The organism is Lichenicoccus roseus (genome assembly GCF_005844085.1).
Lineage (GTDB): Bacteria > Pseudomonadota > Alphaproteobacteria > Acetobacterales > Acetobacteraceae > Lichenicoccus > Lichenicoccus roseus.
The window spans coordinates 126,813-146,406 of the sequence record NZ_VCDI01000007.1 but is presented as its reverse complement, the minus strand read 5'-3'; the positions used below and the strand labels follow the sequence as shown (position 1 = coordinate 146,406).

16 protein-coding genes are annotated in these 19,594 nt (G+C 69.0%); 2 read left to right on the top strand and 14 right to left on the bottom strand.

Translation table 11 applies throughout. From position 1 onward, the window contains the following. Positions 1-6 precede the first annotated feature (6 nt). The 11 genes from FE263_RS17740 to FE263_RS17690 all read right to left on the bottom strand — a co-directional run bounded on the left by FE263_RS17740 (position 7) and on the right by FE263_RS17690 (position 13,885). The gene (locus FE263_RS17740) at positions 7-1,713 is read right to left on the bottom strand and encodes a dihydroxyacetone kinase family protein (RefSeq protein WP_138327374.1); all 1,707 of its coding nucleotides are present in this window, start codon (positions 1,711-1,713) and stop codon (positions 7-9) included. A gap of 47 nt (positions 1,714-1,760) precedes the next feature. Next, the gene (locus FE263_RS17735) at positions 1,761-3,290 is read right to left on the bottom strand and encodes a flavin-containing monooxygenase (RefSeq protein WP_138327373.1); all 1,530 of its coding nucleotides are present in this window, start codon (positions 3,288-3,290) and stop codon (positions 1,761-1,763) included. Then, positions 3,287-4,165, bottom strand: coding sequence for an SDR family NAD(P)-dependent oxidoreductase (locus FE263_RS17730; RefSeq protein WP_138327372.1), 879 nt, complete (start codon positions 4,163-4,165; stop codon positions 3,287-3,289). The genes FE263_RS17735 and FE263_RS17730 overlap by 4 nt, the downstream gene beginning before the upstream one ends. Continuing rightward, positions 4,162-5,286, bottom strand: a complete 1,125-nt coding sequence (locus tag FE263_RS17725) for an acyl-CoA dehydrogenase family protein (RefSeq protein ID WP_138327371.1) — start codon at positions 5,284-5,286, stop codon at positions 4,162-4,164. The genes FE263_RS17730 and FE263_RS17725 overlap by 4 nt, the downstream gene beginning before the upstream one ends. A 22-nt stretch (positions 5,287-5,308) precedes the next feature. Beyond that, positions 5,309-6,508, bottom strand: a complete 1,200-nt coding sequence (locus tag FE263_RS17720) for an acyl-CoA dehydrogenase family protein (protein WP_138327370.1) — start codon at positions 6,506-6,508, stop codon at positions 5,309-5,311. Further along, entirely contained in the window at positions 6,499-6,969 is a 471-nt protein-coding gene (locus FE263_RS17715; RefSeq protein WP_138327369.1) for an acyl-CoA thioesterase, read from the bottom strand. The genes FE263_RS17720 and FE263_RS17715 overlap by 10 nt, the downstream gene beginning before the upstream one ends. After that, the gene (locus FE263_RS17710) at positions 6,966-8,606 is read right to left on the bottom strand and encodes a long-chain-fatty-acid--CoA ligase (RefSeq protein ID WP_138327368.1); all 1,641 of its coding nucleotides are present in this window, start codon (positions 8,604-8,606) and stop codon (positions 6,966-6,968) included. Before FE263_RS17710 ends, FE263_RS17715 begins: the two co-directional genes overlap by 4 nt. Before the next feature lie 167 nt (positions 8,607-8,773). Then, complete coding sequence (locus FE263_RS17705) at positions 8,774-10,798, bottom strand: 3-hydroxyacyl-CoA dehydrogenase NAD-binding domain-containing protein (RefSeq protein ID WP_138327367.1); 2,025 nt, start codon at positions 10,796-10,798, stop codon at positions 8,774-8,776. A gap of 17 nt (positions 10,799-10,815) precedes the next feature. Then, positions 10,816-11,580 (bottom strand): SDR family NAD(P)-dependent oxidoreductase, encoded by a 765-nt coding sequence (locus FE263_RS17700; protein ID WP_138327366.1) that lies wholly within the window; start codon positions 11,578-11,580, stop codon positions 10,816-10,818. A 2-nt stretch (positions 11,581-11,582) separates the two neighbouring features. After that, complete coding sequence (locus tag FE263_RS17695; RefSeq protein WP_138327365.1) at positions 11,583-12,620, bottom strand: phosphotransferase family protein; 1,038 nt, start codon at positions 12,618-12,620, stop codon at positions 11,583-11,585. Then, the gene (locus FE263_RS17690) at positions 12,617-13,885 is read right to left on the bottom strand and encodes an acyl-CoA dehydrogenase family protein (protein WP_138327364.1); all 1,269 of its coding nucleotides are present in this window, start codon (positions 13,883-13,885) and stop codon (positions 12,617-12,619) included. The genes FE263_RS17695 and FE263_RS17690 overlap by 4 nt, the downstream gene beginning before the upstream one ends. An 86-nt stretch (positions 13,886-13,971) precedes the next feature. Between FE263_RS17690 and FE263_RS17685 the strand changes: the two genes are divergently transcribed. Further along, the gene (locus tag FE263_RS17685) at positions 13,972-15,207 is read left to right on the top strand and encodes a TetR/AcrR family transcriptional regulator (protein ID WP_138327363.1); all 1,236 of its coding nucleotides are present in this window, start codon (positions 13,972-13,974) and stop codon (positions 15,205-15,207) included. Positions 15,208-15,511: 304 nt separating this feature from the next. After that, entirely contained in the window at positions 15,512-16,537 is a 1,026-nt protein-coding gene (locus FE263_RS17680; protein WP_171034185.1) for a SphA family protein, read from the top strand. Between the two features lie 66 nt (positions 16,538-16,603). Here the strand turns inward: FE263_RS17680 and FE263_RS17675 are convergent, their stop codons facing one another. Genes FE263_RS17675 through FE263_RS17665 form a run of 3 tightly spaced genes read right to left on the bottom strand, consistent with a single transcriptional unit; the run spans position 16,604 to position 19,486 of the window. Beyond that, complete coding sequence (locus tag FE263_RS17675) at positions 16,604-17,233, bottom strand: RDD family protein (protein ID WP_138327361.1); 630 nt, start codon at positions 17,231-17,233, stop codon at positions 16,604-16,606. Positions 17,234-17,265: 32 nt separating this feature from the next. Beyond that, positions 17,266-18,495, bottom strand: a complete 1,230-nt coding sequence (argJ, locus tag FE263_RS17670; RefSeq protein WP_138327360.1) for a bifunctional glutamate N-acetyltransferase/amino-acid acetyltransferase ArgJ — start codon at positions 18,493-18,495, stop codon at positions 17,266-17,268. Positions 18,496-18,499: 4 nt separating this feature from the next. Continuing rightward, complete coding sequence (locus tag FE263_RS17665; RefSeq protein WP_138327359.1) at positions 18,500-19,486, bottom strand: peptidylprolyl isomerase; 987 nt, start codon at positions 19,484-19,486, stop codon at positions 18,500-18,502. Positions 19,487-19,594 lie beyond the last annotated feature (108 nt).

The window sequence follows — 19,594 nt, the reverse complement described above, 5'->3', positions numbered from 1 at the left end:
GCGCGTTCAGCCCGCCAGGTGGCGCTCCAGGGCGCGCAGCCAGACCACCACCGCGGCGGCCCCGGCATCGGGCACACCGGCCGCCCGATCACCCAGATAGGCGGCGCGACCCAGGCGAGGGTTCATCGCCGCAGTAGCCTCGGCACCGCGTTCCCCGGCTTCGAGCATAGCCGACAGCGCGACGCGAAACGGCCGCCCGGCAGCGATTGCGCTCGACAGGGCGTCGGCGGCCGGACGCAGCGCGTCGAGCATGGTGCGGTCGCCGGGACGCGCACCGCCAAGATCGGACACACCCGATACCCCGAGGTCGAAGGCCGACGCCCAGTCACCGGGCGTGACGGGATCGCACGCACCGAGGCTGCGCGCGGCGCGCAGCAACGCGGTCGCATAGAACGGACCGGAGCTGCCGGCGATCGCCCGGCGCAGGGCCTCGCTCATCGCGGCAAGCCCGGCAGCGGCGCTCGACCAGGCCGCCGGCGGGATCTCCCGGACAGCGGCGGCGCCACGAGCCATGGAGATGCCGAGGTCGCCGTCGCCGGCGATGCTGTCGAGTTCGGTCAGCTGTCGCTCCTCGGCCTCCAGAGCGGCTGCGATCGCAAGGGCAGCGTCACGCACGGCCCGGCCCTGTCCGTGATCGTTCCGGAACAGCTCGGCGGCGGTGACGCTCGCGTGCGGGGCGGCCGTGCGGGCGACGCGTTCCGCCAGCACGCCGCCGCGGGGCCAGGCCGGTGCGCTGGTCGGCGCATCCAGCCGCTGCAGGCGCAGCGCGTCCAGCCGCATCACCGACAGCGAGCAGCCCGGCATCTCGAGGGCGGTCAGCAGGTTGCCGCTCCAGGCCCTTGCGACATGCACGCCGCGCGCCCGCAACTGGGCGATGGCCTCGGCTGCCACGATCGCAAGCTCCATCGGCGGTGTGCCGCCGAGGCCGTTGACCAGCAGCGCGACCTGCTCGCCCGCCGCGATCGCGGCGTCGGACAGGATGGTCTCGAGGATGGTGCCGACGATGGCGGCGGCGGGTTCCAGCGTGGTGCGCCGGACGCCGCGTTCGCCGTGGATGCCGAGCCCGAGCTCGATCTCGTCCTCGCCGAGGGTGAAACCGGCGCGTCCGGCGGCGGGGACGGTGCAGGCGCCCAGCGCCACGCCCATGGTGCCGACTGCGGCGGCGGCTTCACGTGCCTCGCGCGCCACTTCGGCGAGCGGTAGTCCGGCCGCGGCTGCAGCACCTGCCACCTTGTGCACCAGCACCGTGCCGGCGACGCCGCGCCGTCGTCCGGCCTCTACGGTATCGCGCAGTGCCACATCGTCGGCGACCACCACCAGCTCGACCGCGATGCCTTCGCCCCGTGCGAGCTCGGCGGCGAGGCCGAAATTCAGCCGGTCTCCGGTGTAGTTCTTGACGATCAGCAGCACGCCGTCCGCACCCGCGACCGCGCGGATCGCGGCCAGCACGGCGTCGGTGCCGGGCGAGGTGAAGACCTCTCCGGTCACCGCGGCGGACAGCATGCCGGCGCCGACATAGCCGGCATGGGCCGGTTCGTGGCCGGCGCCGCCGCCGGAGATCAACGCCACCCCGCGCCGCTCCGGCAGCGGCGGAAGATCCGAGCGCAGGACGACGTTCTCGCCCTCCAGCAAGGCGTGGCCCGGATGCAGGGTCGCCAGGCCCTCGAGCATGTCCGGCACGACAGACCTGGGGTCGTTGATCAGCTTTTTCATGACGTCAGGCTGCCACCCGAGGCGGCGCGATACCAGCTACCGAGGCTTCAGGAGGCAGCGCGTCGCTTGCGCCCCCACTGCTTCCTGGCGCGCCGGGTGAAGGCCATGGTGCCGTCCTCGATCGGGCGGAACCGGAAGTCGAGCCGGTCCAGCAGGTAGTTCTGGCGCAGCCGCCAGGGCCGGCGGGCGCCCTGCGATGGAAACAGTCCGATCCCGCGCTGGATGTAGCCCGAGGTGAAATCCACCAGCGGATGCGCACCCTGGTCGCGTCCGCGCAGCCGGGGCGTTGCCGCGACATAGCCGCGCCGGTCCATGATGTTGAGCAGCCGGCAGACATAGTCGCAGGTGAGGTCGCACTTCAGCGTCCAGGAGGCATTGGTGTAGCCGAACGAGGTCGCGAGGTTGGGCACGTCGCTGTACATCACGCCGCGATAGGCGGTGGTATGGGCGAGGTCGACCGGCCGGCCATCGACGCTGATCCGCATGCCGCCGAGCATCTGCAGGCGAAGGCCTGTCGCGGTCACCACCAGATCGGTTTCCAGCACGCGGCCCGAACGAAGGCGAATGCCGTCCGGGGTGAACTCCTCGATATGGTCGGTGACGACATCCGCCTGCTTCTTCCGCAGGACACGGAACAGGTCGGAATCCGGCACCAGGCAGAGACGCTGGTCCCAGGGGTTGTAGTTCGGGGTGAAGTGCGTCTCGACATCGAAGTCGGCCCCGAGCTGGCGGCGGATCATGCCGATGATGCGGGCTTTCGCCTCCGCCGGCTTCTTGCGCATCCGGTTGTAGAAGAAGCTCCCGATCAGCACGTTGCGCCAGCGGATCAGGCTGTAGGCGATGGACGCCGGCAACCTGTCGCGCAGCTTGTTGGCGAGGGCATCCTCGGACGGCAGCGACACCACGTAGGTCGGCGAACGCTGCAGCATGGTGACGTGGGCAGCGCGCGCCGCCAGCGCCGGCACCAGGGTGACCGCGGTGGCGCCGCTGCCGATCACCACGATCCGCTTGCCGGCATGGTCGAGATCCTGTGGCCAGGCCTGCGGATGCACGATCCTGCCCGAGAACCTGTCCATGCCCGGAAAATCCGGCGTGTAGCCACCCGAATAGTCGTAGTAGCCGCTGCAGGTCAGCAGGAAATTGCAGCTGTAGCGGGTCGTGGTGTCACCGGTTTCCACGTCGAGGGTCCAGCGCGCCTCGGCGGACGACCACGCCGCGCGCACCGCCCGCTGCCGGTAGCGGATATGCCGGTCGATCCCGAACTCCCGTGCCGTGTCGCGCACGTAGGCCAGGATCGATGCGCCATCGGCAATCGACTTCGGCTCGCGCCAGGGCCGGAAGCTGTAGCCGAGCGTGTACATGTCGGAGTCCGAGCGCACCCCCGGATAGCGGAACAGGTCCCAGGTGCCGCCCGACCTCTCGCGCGCCTCCAGGATGGTGAAGCTCTTGCCCGGACAGCGACGCTGCAGATGGCACGCGGCGCCGATACCCGACAGGCCGGCGCCGATGATGATGACATCGAGATGCTCGACCTCGGCGGTCGATGCATCACGGGCAACGTTCGCTGCGGCACTCATGCGCCTGTCCTGGCCGGGCGGCCCGATCGTGTGGCCGGCGGTCGTCTCGATGCCTTCGATTTCGAGATCCGCTCGAGCAGGCGCCAGTGCGATATCGGGGCGAGGCGCTCGAGCGTCGCCGCGATCCTGGCATCGCGGCCGACCAGGATGCGGGCCCGGCGCCGCTCCACCGCGCGGACGATGATCTCGCCCGCCACCTGCGGCGGCATGGTCAACGCGCGCTGGAACAGCACGCGGGAGCGCTCGATCTCCTGCGGCGACGCATTGGCGTGGATGCGTGCGTTGCGGGCGATCGCGGTGTTGACGCCGCCGGGATGCACCACCGTCACGCCGACGCTGCTGCCCGCCAGTTCGTGGCGCAGCGATTCCGAAAATCCGCGCACCGCGAACTTGCTTGCCGCGTACGCGGTCTGGCCAGGTGGCGCGATCAGGCCGAACAGGCTCGACAGATTGACCAGCCTTGCATCGTCGGAGCGCCGCAACAGCGGCAGGAAGGCGCGCGTCATGCGGACCACGCCCTGCAGGTTGATCGAGAGCAGCCAGTCGAAATCCCGTTCCGAGACATCCTCGAAACTTCCGCCGAGGGCCACGCCGGCGTTGTTGAACAGCAGGTCGACCCCCGGGTGCGATGCCAGCACCTGTGCGGGCAGGGCGGCGATCGCCTCGGCGTCGGACACGTCCAGCCGGTGGGTGCTGACCCGCACGCCGCTGGCCGCCATGGTCCGCGCGGTGACTTCGAGCCCCTTGGCGTCGATGTCCGCCAGCGCCAGGTTGCAGCCACGCCGGGCCAGGCTTTCCGCAATGGCGCGGCCGATGCCGCCGGCCGCGCCGGTGATCACGGCGGTGCGGTCGAGGAGACGGATTTGACTGGTCATGCGGCCTCCGCGCCGGCAGCTTCGCCGAGGCGTATGTAGCGAACGAGATGGTAGTCCTCGTCGCCGAGTTGATGGTCGATCATGGTGAGCCGCTTGGCATAGTGCGGCAGTGGCAGCTCCCACGTCATGCCGATGCCGCCATGCATCTGGATCGCCTCCTCGGCCACCAGCGTGCCGACCCGGCCGATGGTGAACTTGGCTGCCGAGACGGCCCGCTCCCGTGACAGCCGGTCGCCGCCCAGGCTCGCTGCCGCGTTGATGGTCGCCGAGCGCGCCTGTTCGATCTCCAGCAGGACGGTGGCCATGCGGTGCTGCAGGGCCTGGAACTTGCCGATCGGGACGCCGAACTGGGTGCGCGTGCGCAGGTAGTCGAGGGTGGCGTCACGCGCGAACTCCATGATGCCGACAGCCTCGGACGCCAGCGCCACGATACCCGCCGCGACGGCGTGCTCGATCAGCTCCTGCGCGGAATGGCCGGCGCCGATGCGCGCGTCGGCATCGAGGACGACATCCTGCAGCAGCAACTCACCACCCCGCCCGCCCTCGACGAAACCGTATTCGCGGATGGTGACGCCCGGCGCCGATCGCGGCAGCAGGAACAGGGCCAGGCCGTCCTCCAGCTTCGCGCTCAGCAGGATGACGTCCGCGGCGGCGAGTTGCGGCACCACCGCCTTGCCGCCGGTCAGCACGTAGCCGCCCTCCCGCGCGGTGGCGCGCGTGCCGACGTGCAGCGGATCGTAGCGGCCCTCCGCCTCGTAGAGCGCCGCAGTGACCAGCCGGGTGCCGGCGATCACCTCGTCAAGCAGCGCCTGCTGGCCGCCGGCTGCTTCCAGCACCTTGCCGGCCAGCAAGGTGCCGAGGAACGGCTCCACCACCAGCGAGCGGCCCAGCTGCTCGAAGACGGTGTGGAGGTCGAAGCCGGCGCCGCCATAGCCGCCGGCCGCCTCGCCGAACAGCGCGCCGATCACGCCGAGCCCGGCGAGATCCTGCCAGCTGGTGCGGCTGAACCCCTCCTCGGAACCGGCGATGCGGGTGCGCTCGCTGAAGCCGTAGCGGTCGCCGAGGTAGCGGCCGAGCGTGTCCGCCAGCATGCGGCGGTCGTCCGTCAGATCGAAATCCATTGTCTGGTGCCTCGGCGGGGCTTCAGAGCCCGAGCATGGTCTTGGCGATGATGCTGCGCTGGATCTCGTTGGAGCCGCCGAAGATCGAGAGCTTGCGGTTGTTGAAATACTCCGCCGCCACCGGAGCCGCGTAGTCGGGGCCGATCGGCTCGCCGTTGTAGTCGGCGTCCAGCGCTTCCGGCACGAAGGGCTGGGCGTACGGTCCGAGGGCCCGGCGGGTCAGGCTGGTGAGCTCCTGGCGGATCTCGGTGCCGCGTATCTTCAGCATCGAACTCTCCGCCTCCGGCGCGCCGCCGTGGGAGGCGGCTGCGAGCACGCGCAGGTTGGTCGTCTTCATGTTCTCGAGGTCGATCTCGACACGCGCCATGCGCGCCGCGAAATACGGATCCCGCGCGAGCGGCCGGCCGTCCTGCATCTGCTGGTTCGCAATCCGGCGCAACCAGTCGAGTGCTGCGACCGAGCCGCCGATGCCAGCGATATTGGTGCGCTCGTAGGTCAGCAGGTATTTCGCGTAGGTCCAGCCGTGGTTCTCCTCGCCGACCCGGTTCTCGACCGGAACACGCACGTCGGTGAAGAACACCTCGTTGACCTCGTGCTCGCCGTCGAGCGTGATGATCGGGCGGATCTCGATGCCCGGCGAGTTCATGTCGACCAGGATGAACGAGATGCCCTGCTGCTTCTTCGCGGCCGCCGGATCGGTGCGCACCAGGCAGAAGATCCTGTTGGCGTAGTGGCCCAGCGTGGTCCAGGTCTTCTGGCCGTTGAGCACGTAGTGGTCGCCGTCGCGCACCGCGCTCATGCGCAGGCTGGCGAGATCGGAGCCGGCGCCGGGCTCCGAATAGCCCTGGCACCACCAGTCGCTGCCGTCGAGGATGCGCGGCAGGTAGTATTTCTGCTGGGCCTCGCTGCCGTACTTGATCAGCACCGGACCCAGCATGTTGACCCCGAATGCGATGATGCGGGGAGCGTGCGCCCGCGCCGTCTCGTAGTCGAAGATGTAGCGCTCGGCGACGCTCCAGCCGGGTCCGCCATGCTCGACCGGCCAGTGTCCCGCCAGCCAGCCGCGCTCGTTGAGGATGGCGTGCCACTCGACCAGGTCGTCGCGCGTCAGCCGCTTGTTGGTGCGCACCTTGTCGGCGGTGCGCGGCGGCAGGCGCTCCGCGAGGAAATGCTGCACCTCCTCGCGGAAGGTCTCCTCCTGCGGGGTGAAGTTCAGGTCCATGCGGCGTTCTCCGGTTCGGCAGGAAGTTCGGATAGGAAAGCATCGAGCCGCTCCCGCCAGCCTTGCGGGACCGCCACCGGCCGTTGCGTCGCGCGATCGACGCAGACCTGCACGAAGCTGCCTTCCGCGGCTGCCTCGGCGACACCGTCGCGGAAGGCGCCGAGCTGCCAGGTGAGGCTGGAGCGACCGATGGCCTGCAGCGAAAGCCCGATGGCGACCGGCTCCGGATAGGCGAGGGGAAAGGCGTAGCGGCATTCCGACGCCACGGCGAAGGTTCGCGTGTCGCCATTCGCGATATCGAGCAGTCCCGTCTCGATCAGCACCGCATTCACCGCGCTGTCGTACCAGATGTAATAGACGGCATTGTTGACATGCCCGTAGGCGTCGTTGTCGTTCCAGCGGGTCACGATCGGGTGCCAGCGCCGATAGGCGGTGCGCGGGCGGAACCCGGGCCGGCTCATGCGGATGCCACCGGGGGGGCGGCGTAGAGTGCCCGCAGGGCCTTCTTGTCGACCTTGCCGACGCTGGTCTTCGGCATGGTCTCGACAAGCTCGAGGGATTCGAGGCGGGCGTATCGGCTGACTTCCCCGGAGGCGATCGCGCTGTCCAGGCGCTGGTTGACCTGCTCCAGCGTGACGGTATGTCCCGCCACCGCAACCACCACGCCGAGCGGCCGCTCACCCCAGTGCGGATGCGGGACGCCGATCACGGCTACCTGTTCGATGCCGGGCAGGTCGGCGATCATGTCCTCCAGCGTCACCGAGCAGAGCCACTCGCCGCCGGTCTTGATGACGTCCTTGAGCCGGTCGCGTATCTGTACGTAGCCTTCGCGGTTCAAGGTCGCGACATCCTGCGTATGCAGCCAGCCGCCGCGCCAGAGCGCGTCGGATGCGCGGGTGTCGCCGACATAGCAGCCGGTCAGCCAGGGCGCCCGTATCACCAGTTCGCCGCGACTGACGCCGTCCGCCGGCACGTCGCGCATGGTCTCGTCGACCACGCGGACCGAGACCAGCGGTACCGGTACGCCTGCCATGGTCAGCGCCTCGACCTCGTCGCTGCCGCCTTCCCGTCGCGGCCGCGAGACCGTGAGCAGCGGTGCGGTTTCCGACATGCCGTAGCCGCTGACCAGTTCCATGCCACGGCGTCGTCCCTCCCGGCACAGCGCCTGGGTCAAGGCCGAGCCGCCGATGGTCATCAGCCAGCCGGCGAGGTCGGCGCCGCGGCGATCGGCCGCCGCCAGCACCATCTGCAGGATGGTCGGAACGCAGTGCGAGAAGGTGACGCCCTCGCGCGCGCGCAGGTCGAGGATGGTGTCGGGATCGTAGCGCCCGGCATACACCTGCTTCACGCCGAGCATGGTGGCGACGTAAGGCATGCCCCAGGCATGCACATGGAACATCGGCGTCAGCGGCATGTACACGTCGTCGGCGCCGAACCCTCGACTGTGCAGGCCGCCGAACGGACCGTTGGCGACGATGGCATGCAGCACGATCTGGCGGTGCGTGAAGCAGACCGCCTTCGGGCTGCCGGTGGTGCCGGTGGTAAAGAACAGCGTCGCCATCGCGTTCTCGTCGAAGTCACGGAATTCGAAGTCAGGATCGGCATCCTGCAGCAGCCGTTCGTATTCGCCCGCGGCGTAGTCGGGGGGTGCCGCATCGCCGTCCATCAGGGCCACGATCGCGCGCACGTTCGGCAATGCGCCGCGCAGAGCCTCGACCAGCGGCAGGAAGTCGCGATGCACCAGCAGGATCTCGGCACCGGCGCGGTTGATGGTCTCGGCGACCTGTGCCGGCGGCAGCCGCACGTTCACCGTCTGCAGCACCGCGCCGATCATCGGGATCGCGAAGTAGCATTCGAGATAGCGATGACTGTCCCAGTCCAGCACGCCGATGGTCATGCCCTCGGCAGCGCCAAGGGCAGTCAGCGCGCTGGCCAGTCGTCCGAGGCGCTCGTGGAACGTCCGGTAGGTGATCCGGACCTCGTCGCGGTAGACGATCTCCTGGTCCGCGGCGGTGACCAGCGAGGTATCGAGCAGATGCCGGATCGTCAGCGGGAAATCATGGGCTTCCGCGGCCCGTTCAACGAACCGCAGCGCCATCTTCTCTCTCCGGCTGCATTGTCGAACCCGAAGCGGACGTTGCCGCGCACTCGCCCATGGTGGCCATCTCCCTGCTGCACCGGTGTCGCCCCGGCTACAATTTAGAATAGTCGGTATGTCGGCGCCGGACCAGACCAGATCGCCGGAACTTGATGCACCAGCCGACGTCAGCTCACCAGATTGCGCCCGCTCGCGGCGCGCTCGGCCAGCGCGTTCGAGACGGCGGTATCCCCGCCATGACGGCGCAGCCCAGCCACCACGGTCGCCAGTCCGATCCCGTCCGCCCAGAACATCGGACCGCCGGTGGCGGCAGGCCAGCCATAGCCGTTGACCCAGACGACATCGATATCGGACGCGCGCTGTGCGATCCCTTCCGCCAGGATGCGCGCGCCCTCGTCCACCATGGGATAGAGCAGTCGCTCGCGGATCTCGTCGTCGGGGATCGCGCGCTGTGTTATGCCGGAGCGGACGGCGAAGTCGCGTATCAGCGCCTCGACCTCGCCGGAGGCGGTGCGGTTGCGCTCGTCGTCATAGTCGTAATAGCCGCGCCCGTTCTTCTGGCCGCGTCGGCCGCGCTCGCACAGCATCTCGCGCAGGGTGCCGCCCGACGAGCTGGCTTCGTCCCAGCCGAGATCGAGTCCGGCGAGGTCAGCCATCTGGAACGGCCCCATCGGCATGCCGAAGTCGCGCAGCACGCGGTCGACGTCCTGCGGCCGCGCGCCCTCCAGCACCAGCCGCTCGGCCTGGCGCTGGCGCGGCTCCAGCATCCGGTTGCCGATGAAGCCGTGGCAGACCCGTGCGACCACCGCCACCTTGCCGATGCGCTTGGCCGTCGCCATCGCCGTCGCCAGCACCTCGGGTGCGGTGGCGGCGCCGCGCACCACCTCCAGAAGGCGCATGACATTGGCCGGGGAGAAGAAATGCAGCCCCAGGACGTGCGACGGGCGGCGCGTTACTGCGGCGATCGCGTCCACGTCGAGATAGCTGGTGTTGGTGGCGAGGATCGCACCCTCCCGCACGATGCCGTCCAGGCGGCGGAACACCTCCTGCTTGATTGCCAGGGTTTCAAAGACCGCCTCGATCACGAGGTCGCAGGCGGCCAGGTCCTCGAACGCCAGGCTTGGCGACAGCAGCGCCATGGCTGCCTCCACCTGCTCCTGTGTCAGCCGGCCGCGACGGGCAGTGCGCTCGTAGTTGCGCCGGATGATGGCGACGCCGCGGTCGATTGCGGCCTGCTCGCGCTCGACCAGGGTGACCGGCAGCCCGGCCGACAGGAAGTTCATGGCGATGCCGCCGCCCATGGTGCCGGCGCCGACGATGCCGACGCGCGCGATCGGCAAGGTCCGGATGTCCTGCGGGAGGTCGTCGACCTTGCCGCATGCGCGCTCGGCAAAGAAGACGTGCCGCAATGCCTGCGACTGTCGCCCCTTGGCCAGCCGCTCGAACAGCGCCCGCTCGCGCGCGATACCTTCGCGGAACGGAAGCTCGACCGCGCCCCTGATCGCCTCCAGGCAGGCCACCGGCGCATCGAGCCCGGCCTGTCGACGGCTCCTCTCGGCCGCACGCTCGAACGCGCCTTCTTCCAGCGTGGGCGCCAGCCCGGCGGTGCGTCGCGGGCCGCCCGGCACCGCCACCTCCAGCGCGAAGGTGACCGCGTCCTCGGTCAGGCGCGCCTCTTCGATCACCCGATCCACCAGGCCCGAGGTGGCGGCCTGCCGGGCGGTCACCGGGTCACCGCTCAGGATCATCTGCAGCGACGCCTCGATACCTGCGAGGCGTGGCAGGCGCTGCGTGCCGCCGGCTCCCGGCAGCAGCCCGATCCTGACCTCCGGCAAGCCAAGACGGGCCGACGGCGCCGCCACCCGGTAGTGGCAGGCCATCGCCAGCTCCAGGCCGCCGCCGAAGGCCGTGCCGTGCAGCGCCGCCACCACCGGGGTTGCGCCGGCCTCGATGACATCGAGCAGCTCCGGCAGGAACGGCTCGATCGATGGCTGGTCGAACTCGCGAATGTCCGCGCCGCCGGAAAACAGCCGGCCGGCGCCGCGGAGCACGATGGCCCGGGTGGCGTCGTCGGCTTCCGCCTTCGCGATCGCCTCCGCCAGGCCCTGGCGCACGGCGGCGCCGAGGGCGTTGACCGGCGGGTTGCCGATGACGATGACGCGCACCGCGCCGTGCTGTTCGGTTTGGATCATGGTCGGCTCCAGCCTGCTCAGATCGTTCCGCCACCGTCGACGACGATGACCTGGCCGTTGACGTAGGCGCCGGCGCGCGAGGCCAGGAATACGGCGACGCCGGCCACATCGTCGGGCTCGCCGATGCGGCGCATCGGGTTGGCACGGTTCAAGGCCGCCTCGGCAACCGGATCTTCCCAGAGTGCGCGCGCGAAGTCGGTGCGGATGACGCCGGGCGCCACCGCATTGATACGCAGATTATGCTGGCCGTACTCGACGCAGAGGTTGCGCACCAGCTGGAAGTCGGCCGCCTTCGAGATGCCGTAGGCGCCGATGCTGGCCGAGCCGGTGAGGCCGGCGATAGAGGAGATCACGATGATCGCGCCGTCGCGACGGGCGATCATGCCAGGCGCCACCATGCCGATCAGCCAGTGGTTGGAGAGCACGTTGTTGTCGAGGATCTTGCGGAACTGCTGGTCCGAGATGCCCGCCATCGGGCCGTAGTACGGGTTCGACGCGGCGTTGCAGACCAGGATGTCGATCTGCCCGAACGCCGCGACCGCCTGCCCGACCAGTGACCGCAGCGCGTCCTTGGACGAGATGCTTGCCGCCACCGCCACCGCCCGGCCTTCGCCATGTCGCGCATTGATGGCGCCGGCGACATCGTCGCAGGCATCCTGCCTGCGGCTCGAGATCACCACCCGTGCGCCCGCCTCCGCCAGCGCCTCGGCGATCGCCCGCCCGATGCCGCGAGTCGAGCCGGTGACGATGGCGACCTTACCCTCGAGGTCGAACAGATCCATGCTCAATGCGCTCCCGCGAGACGCGCCTCGCGCCATGCCGCGTCGGCGAGGGGCATGATTCGCGCCGCTGCCGCCTCTGCCTGGGCGCTCGACGCGTTGCCGTCGATGATGCGCCTGCGTATGCCCTGCACGATGCCGACCAGGCGGAACAGGTTGTAGGCGAAATACCAGTGCAGGTCGGGCAGGCGGTCGCGACCGGTCTCGGCGCAATACAGCGCCACCGCCTCGTCGAGATCCGGAATGCCGGCTTCACCGAGATCGATCCCGGCCAGTCCGGAGCGGCCATCCGCCGGCATCGTCCAGTTCATGGCGAGATAGGCGAAGTCCGCGAGCGGATCGCCGATGGTGGCGAGCTCCCAGTCGAGCATCGCACGCACGACAGGGCGCGCGGGATCGAAGATCAGGTTGTCGAGCCGGTAGTCGCCATGGATGATCGCGCTGCGCGTCTGCGCCGGAATGGTACGCGGCAGCCACTCGATCAGGCGCTCGACCGGCTCTATCGTGGTGGTCTGCGCGGCGCGATATTGCCGGGTCCAGCGCTCGACCTGACGGGCGAAATAGTTGCCCGGCCGGCCGAACCCCTGCAGCCCGATCATGGCCGGATCGATCGCGTGCAGGCGGGCCAAAGCCCGGATTGCCTCCTCATGGATGTCGCGACGATCCGGCGCGGGAAGTTCCGGCAAGCTGGCGTCCCAGAAGATGCGCCCCTCGACGTACTGCATCACGTAGAACATCGCGCCGATCACGCCGTCGTCGGTGCAGAAGGCGAGTGGTCGGGCCACCGGCAGGCCCGCCGGATGCAGCGCCGAGATCAGCCGGTATTCGCGGTCGACGGCGTGGGCGGAGGGCAGCGTCGGCCCGAACGGCCGCCGGCGCAGCACCAGCGGACCGCTGGCGGCGTCGATGCGGTAGGTCGGGTTCGACTGGCCACCGGCGAATTTGGTCACGACGATCGGGCCGTCGAAGCCATCGAGGCTGGCGTCGAGCCACCGCGCCAGCGCCGCTTCGTCGAAGTCCGGCGGCGCTTCGGCCGCGCTCATGCCGGACGTGCCGCCGCATGCGCCGAGTGTCGCGAGAATTCCGACCGGGCGATGGCGCGCAGATGCACCTCGTCGGGGCCGTCGGCCAGCCGCAGCGTGCGCACTGCGGCATAGGCCGCGGCGAGCCCGAAATCCTCCGAGACACCGGCGCCGCCGTGCGCCTGGATCGCGTCGTCGATGATGCGCAGCGCCATTGTCGGCGCGGCGACCTTGATCATCGCGATCTCGTCGCGGGCGGCCTTGTTGCCAAGCCGGTCCATCATGTCCGCCGCCTTCAGGCAGAGCAGGCGGCACATCTCGATATCGATGCGCGCCCGCGCCACCCGGTCCTCCCAGATCGACTGGTCGGCGATGCGCTTGCCGAACGCGACCCGCGAGAGCAGCCGGCGGCCCATCGCATCCAGTGCCTCCTCGGCGATGCCGATCGTGCGCATGCAATGATGGATCCGGCCGGGGCCCAGCCGGCCCTGCGCGATCTCGAAGCCGCGCCCCTCGCCCAGCAGCATGTTTTCCGCCGGGATACGCACGTCGTCGAGCACGATCTCGGCGTGGCCGTGCGGTGCATCGTCGTAGCCGAATACCGGAAGCAGGCGCTCGACGCGTACGCCGGGCGAGGCGAGGTCGAGCAGGATCATGCTCTGCTGGCGATGCCGCTCGGCGTCGGGATTGCTCTTCGCCATCACGATCGCTACCCGGCAGCGCGGATCACCGGCGCCGGACGACCACCATTTGCGGCCGCTGAGGATGTAGTGGTCGCCTTTGCGCACCAGGCGGGACCGGATGTTGGTGGCGTCCGAGGAGGCGACGTCCGGCTCCGTCATCAGGAAGCTCGAGCGGATCTCGCCGCGCATCAGCGGGCCGAGCCAGGCCTGCTTCTGTGCCAGCTTCCCGTAGCGGTGCAGCACCTCCATGTTGCCGGTATCCGGGGCCGAGCAGTTGAACACCTCCGGGGCCCAGGGCACGCGTCCCATCTCCTCGGCGCACAGTGCATAGTCCAGGTTGCCGAGCGGCTCGCCGCCTGGAGCAAACTCGAAGGGGAAGTCATCGACCGGCGTTCCCGGACCGGCCGGCGGCATGAACAGGTTCCACAAGCCGGCCGAGCGTGCCTCGGCCTTGAGTTCCTCGACCAACGGAAGCACCTTCCAGCGCTCGCCCGCTGCCGCCTGGCGGCGATACTCATCCTGGCGCGGGCGGATCCGGCTGATGATGAATTCGCGTACCCGATCCCTGAATTGGCTTTGGCGCTCGCTCGGCGCGAAGTCCATCCCGAAGTTCCCTCATGGCGACGTTGCGCCTTTTCTTCTATGATCAGCCATACCGAACGCAGGAATAAACGCCAAGTGGCATCTTCATGAGCAGCGGTGCCGCGCAGCCCGCGGCGGCTTCGCCCGCCACCACGCGCTATCTCGTCAAGCGCGGCATGATCGTCGATGCCGCCTCCACGCTGATCAACGAGCACGGCGTGAAGGGCCTGTCGCTGGCCGAGGTGGCGTCGGCGATCGGGCTCAGCAACACCAGCATCACCTATTATTTCCGGCGCAAGGACGAGCTCGCCGCCGCCTGCTTCGACCGTGCGCTGGACCTGCTCGAGCAGCAGGTGGCCGAGGCGGGACTGGCGCCCGACCCGTCCTCGCGCATACGCAGCCTGGTGCGGCTGAGCTTCGAGGCCGCCGCCGCCTCCGGCCGCAACATGGTGCATCCGGTGGTCCGCCTCAATGATCTGCGTGCGACCGAGGATCCGGCGCGCGCCGCCCTGGTGGCCCGCTATGTCGCAATCGTCCGCCGGGCCCGGGAATTCTTCGGCGTGGGCGGGGGCGAGGAGGAGCAGTTGCTGCGCCTGATGCGCACGCACGTGCTGCTCGACAATCTCTATGTGCTGCCGTCCTGGCTGGAGGATTACGCGCCCGAGGAGCTCGGGCGCGTGCAGGCCCGCCTGGTCGAGATGCTGGAGAACGGCCTGGCGCCGCGCGTCCGGGCTGCCGAAGTCGTTCCGCCTGCGCTGCCGGCGCCCAGGCCGGACGATCCGGGAGAACGTTTCCTGGGCGCCGCGACCCGTCTGATCAACGAGCGCGGCTATCGCGGCACCTCGGTCGACCGCATCTCGGCGCGGCTGAACGTGACCAAGGGCAGCTTCTATCACCATCTCGACGGCAAGGACGACCTGGTGCTGGAATGCTTCAGGCGCAGCCTCGACACCGTTACGCAGGCGCTGGACGCGGCGCTGGCGGCGCCCGGCAACTGCCTGTCGAAACTCGATGCGGTCTTGTCCGCGCTGCTCTCCATACAGCTCTCGGACAGCACTCCGCTGCTACGAACCACGGCGCTGCTGGCGCTGCCGGCCGGCCCCCGCCGCGAGGTGATCGAGCGGTCGGAGCGCATCACCCGTCGCTGGACCGGGCTGCTGATCGATACGATATCCGAGGGCTCGATCGCGCCGGTCGATCCACTGATCGCCGGCCGGGTGCTGATGTCGACGATCAACGCCGCATACGAACTCCGGGCCCGCGCCGCCCGGGTGCCGGAACGCAGGGCGGTCGCCCTCTACGGCTCGACCTTGTTCGACGGATTGCTCGATGGCGGAGGGTGATGCGCGCAACACACACGGCCTGACAACGAAGACTTTACCTGCGCCCCGCCAAGAACAGGGTTTGACGCCGATCCTGGCCATACCTAAGCTTCGAACGCCGGTATCCGGGGAGGCATGAGGCTCCCAGGATTGGTTCCCGGCTCCATGTTTATCCTTGTTCACGCCTTGTCGATGGTGATCCGGAGACTGCTGCACGGCAACATAATCAGGCCACCGTGCCATACGGTGTCTGCAAATCGATACCTCTACAAATAAAACAATCGATCGGCCGATGTGCCGGCTCGCAGGGGAAAGACGTGCGTCCATGAGAACCAGCAAGAGGTGGCCGATCGCCGGCGCGGCGGCTCTGCTCATGTCCTATCCGGCAGTCTCGAACGCCACCGAGAACGGTCAGACCCATGTCGATCTGGCGTTCATCGACCAGATCTGCGGCTATCCGCTGCCGAGCGGCTTCTATCTCCGCAACGACGTCAACTACATCTATTCGAACCAGTTGAACGACCGGAACGGCAACCCGACCTCGCTCAACGCCGGCCTGCTCGGCAAGTATCCGCTGAAATACTACCAGAGCACGACTGCCGACGTGGTGACCGGGCTCTATGTCGCACCGTTCAAGGTTCCGGTCATCGACGCCACCATCGGCACCGGATTCTATCTGCCCTACGCCTGGTCGCGGGCCGAGGCGCAGGACACCATCTTCGGACAGACCTCAGGCAGCGGCGAGACGCGGCGCGGATTCGCCGACATGACGATCGTGCCGGTGTTCCTGCAATGGGCGATCCCGCACACCGATCTGTACGTGACCCTTTCGCCGGTCGAGTTCACCGCGCCGACCGGCCAGTACAACCGCAACGACCCGATCGGCAACAGTATCGGTCAGAACTACTGGAGCTACCGGCCGGCGCTGCTGGTGACCTACCTGAACCGCTACGGCCAGGAGATCTCGATCAACTACAACATGTCGTTCAACTCGCAGAACGATGCCACCCACTACAAGTCCGGCAACGAGTTGTCGTTCACCTACCTGTTGCAGCAGCATCTGTCGCGCAGCCTGGCGATCGGCGCCGAGGGGTATTTCTACGACCAGTTCACCAACGACACCCAGAACGGGGTGGTGGTGAACACCGTGCGCTCGCCCAATCCGCTGGTGCCGTTCGATCCGCTGAACGAGGGGCCGGGCGATCGCGGCCAGGCCTTCGCCATCGGTCCGGCCATAAATTACGCCCCCACTGCGCACACCCAGCTCAACTTCCACTACGAGCACGAGGTGTTCGCCTACGACCGCCGGCAGGGCGAGGTGTTCTGGCTGCGCGGCACGCTCCAGTTCTAAGCGGCCTCGGGCCGGTTCTCAGCAACCTCGGGCCAGTCCTGGGCGGCCCGGTGCGTGGGCGCGCCGTCAGCCAGGCGGCGGCCGGAACTGCACGAGGTCGTTCGGGCGCCGCAGCCGCACCACCAGGGTCTCGGCCATCAGGTCGTGCAGGGCCTGCTTGCGGGTGGTCCAGCCCGCCATCATGAAGCCGATGCAGAAGGTCAGGTAGGAGACGATCTTGCCGGCATAGCGGCCCAGCGCCCGCCAGTAGGTGATGCGCTGGCCGTCCAGGCCGGTGACGCGCAGATGGCAGACCCGCTTGCCGACGGTCGCCTGCCAGCGCGAGCTTTCCATCAGGGTGAAATAGAGCAGCGGCACCAGGAAGGTGAGCAGGTCGGCCACCCCGGGGCCGGTGACATGCCAGTGGCCGTGGGGCCAGGTCTGCAGCGCTTCGGGCCGCATCATGTAGGCGGCGTTCTGGATGCCGCCCTGGTCTGGCATGCTGGTGTCGTTGCTGATGCCGAATCGTGGACCGCCGACCACGCGGCCGATGGCGAGCTGGGCGGCAAACAGCACGAACCCGTCGATCACGTGCGCCAGCGCACGCCACCAGAAGCCGGCATAGCCCCATACCCGGTCCGGTCCGGCCCCGGGCACGCGGCCCTGCCAGGGTGACGTCGGGTTGGCAGAGGCCTGGTCGAACGCATTGATCGCCATCGAAACCCTTCCCGGAGCCGGTTGGCCTGAACTTAGCTCCGGTAGCTGCCGTTGATATCGATGTAGCCGTGCGTCAGGTCGCAGGTCCAGGCGGTTCCGCGACCGTTGCCGAGCCCGAGATCGACCGCGATCTCGATCTCGAAACCCTTCACGTGCGCCACCACCGGCGCCTCGTCGTAGCCCGGCACGACAGCGCCGTCGCGCGCCATCCAGGTGCCGCCGATCCCCACCGAGAGGCGGTCGCGGTCGGCCGGCTCGCCGCTCTTGCCGACCGCCATGACGATGCGGCCCCAGTTGGCGTCCTCGCCGGCGATCGCGGTCTTGACCAGCGGCGAGTTCGCCACCGCCAGCGCCACCCGCCGGGCCGAGCTGTCCGACACCGCGCCGGCCACGTCGATGCGGACCAGCTTGCCGGCCCCTTCGCCGTCGCGCACCACCTTCAGCGCGAGATCCAGCAGCAGCGCATCGAGCGCCTGGGCGAAGTCGGCGAGTGCCGGATCGGCGGCATCGGCAACCGGCGCGTTGCCGGCGGCACCGGTCGCGAACAGCAGCACGGTGTCGCTGGTCGAGGTGTCGCTATCGACGGTGGTGCAGTTGAAGCTGCGGTCGACGCCGCCCGCGAGCAGGCTCTGCAGCACCGGCGCCGGCAGCGACGCGTCGGTCGCGATGAAGCATAGCATGGTCGCCATGTCGGGTGCGATCATGCCGCTGCCCTTGGCGATGCCGTTGATACGAACCTCGGTGCCGCCGATACGCGCGGTGCGGGTAGCGCCCTTGGGGAAGGTGTCGGTGGTCATGATGCCACGCGCCGCCGCCTCCCAGGCATCCCCGTCGAGCGTGCCGTGCAAGGCAGGCAGGGCGGCGACGATGCGGTCGTGCGGCAGCACCTCGCCGATCACGCCCGTCGATGCGATGAACACCTCGGACGGCAGGCACCGTGCCAGGCCGGCGGCGGCGTCCGCGGTCTCGCTGGTGCTGGCGACGCCGGCGCGTCCGGTGAAAACGTTGGCGTTGCCGGCATTCACCACCAGCGCCCGCGCGGTGCCGCCCGGTAGCGCCGCGCGGCACCAGTCGACCGGTGCGCCCGGGCACTTGTTGGCAGTGAACACGCCGGCGACCCCGGTGTGCGGAGCGAACTCCGCCAGCACCAGGTCGGTGCGCTCCTTGTATCGGATGCCCGCCATTCCCGCCGCGAAACGGACCCCCGCGATCGGCGGCAGCACCGGGAAGGGAAGCGCCAGCGGCGAGACGGCGAGGGGCATGCGGTCAGTCCGCGCTCGGGGTGCCGGGAGCCGGTTGCGGCGCCTGGCCTGGAACGCCGCCGCCCTGCGCGCCGGCGCCCTGCGGACCCATCGGCGGCGAATTGTCGCGCGAGCCGTCGGGCTTGAACCGCACCACCTTCACGCCGGTCAGCGCCTGGTCCACCACCTTGCGGACATCCTGCTGGATCAGCTTCTGGCGGATCTGGTCCTTCACGCTGTCGAAGCTCGGCGGCGCGGCGGTGCGGGTGTCGAGCACCTGGATCACGTGCCAGCCATAGCGCGTCTGCACCGGCTGGTCGGAGATCTGTCCCTTGTTCATCGAGAACGCGGCCGCCGAGAACTCCGGCAGCATGTCACCCTGCTTGAACCAGCCGAGGTCGCCGCCGTTCTGCGCTGCCGACGCCTTGTCGGTGGACAGCGTGCTGGCCAGCTTGCTGAAGTCGGCACCGCCCTTGAGCTGCTTGATCACGTCCTCGGCCTGCGCCTTGGTCGCGAGCAGGATGTGGCGCGCATGCACCTCCTTCTCGCCGGACTTGCCTGCCATGGTCTTGTCGTAGACGTCGCGCACCGCCTGGTCGGTGACCATCGGGCTGACCTGGCGGGTCAGGTAGATGTTCTGCAACGCGGTGTCGGCGGCGGCCTGCATGGCCTTCTGGACCTGCGGATCCTTCTGCGTGCCATCGCGGCGAGCCGCAATCAGCAGCGCCTTCTGGTCGATGACCTGGTTCACGATCATCGGGAACAGCACGTTCGGCGGCATCTGCCGCATCTCGTCGGGCAGCGTCTGGGCGGCGGCACGGACATCGTCCAGGTGGATCGCATCGCCGTTCACGCTGGCCACGACCGGGTTCGGATTGGCGGTCTTGCCTGGCCCGGCATCGGGCGAAGGATGATGGGCGGTCTGTGCCCTGGCTGCCTCGGATACGGGCAGAAGGGCAGGAGCGAGCAGGGCTGCCGCCGCGAGGGAGGCCGCCAGGCTGGGTAACCGCATAAGGGAGAGCCTTGAAGTTCGAGGTGTCCGGATCATGGCGGAACCGGCGGGAGGCGACAAGGCGAGGGCCGTCCAGGCCCGCTTGCAGGCACGATGCGATGGCCGCCC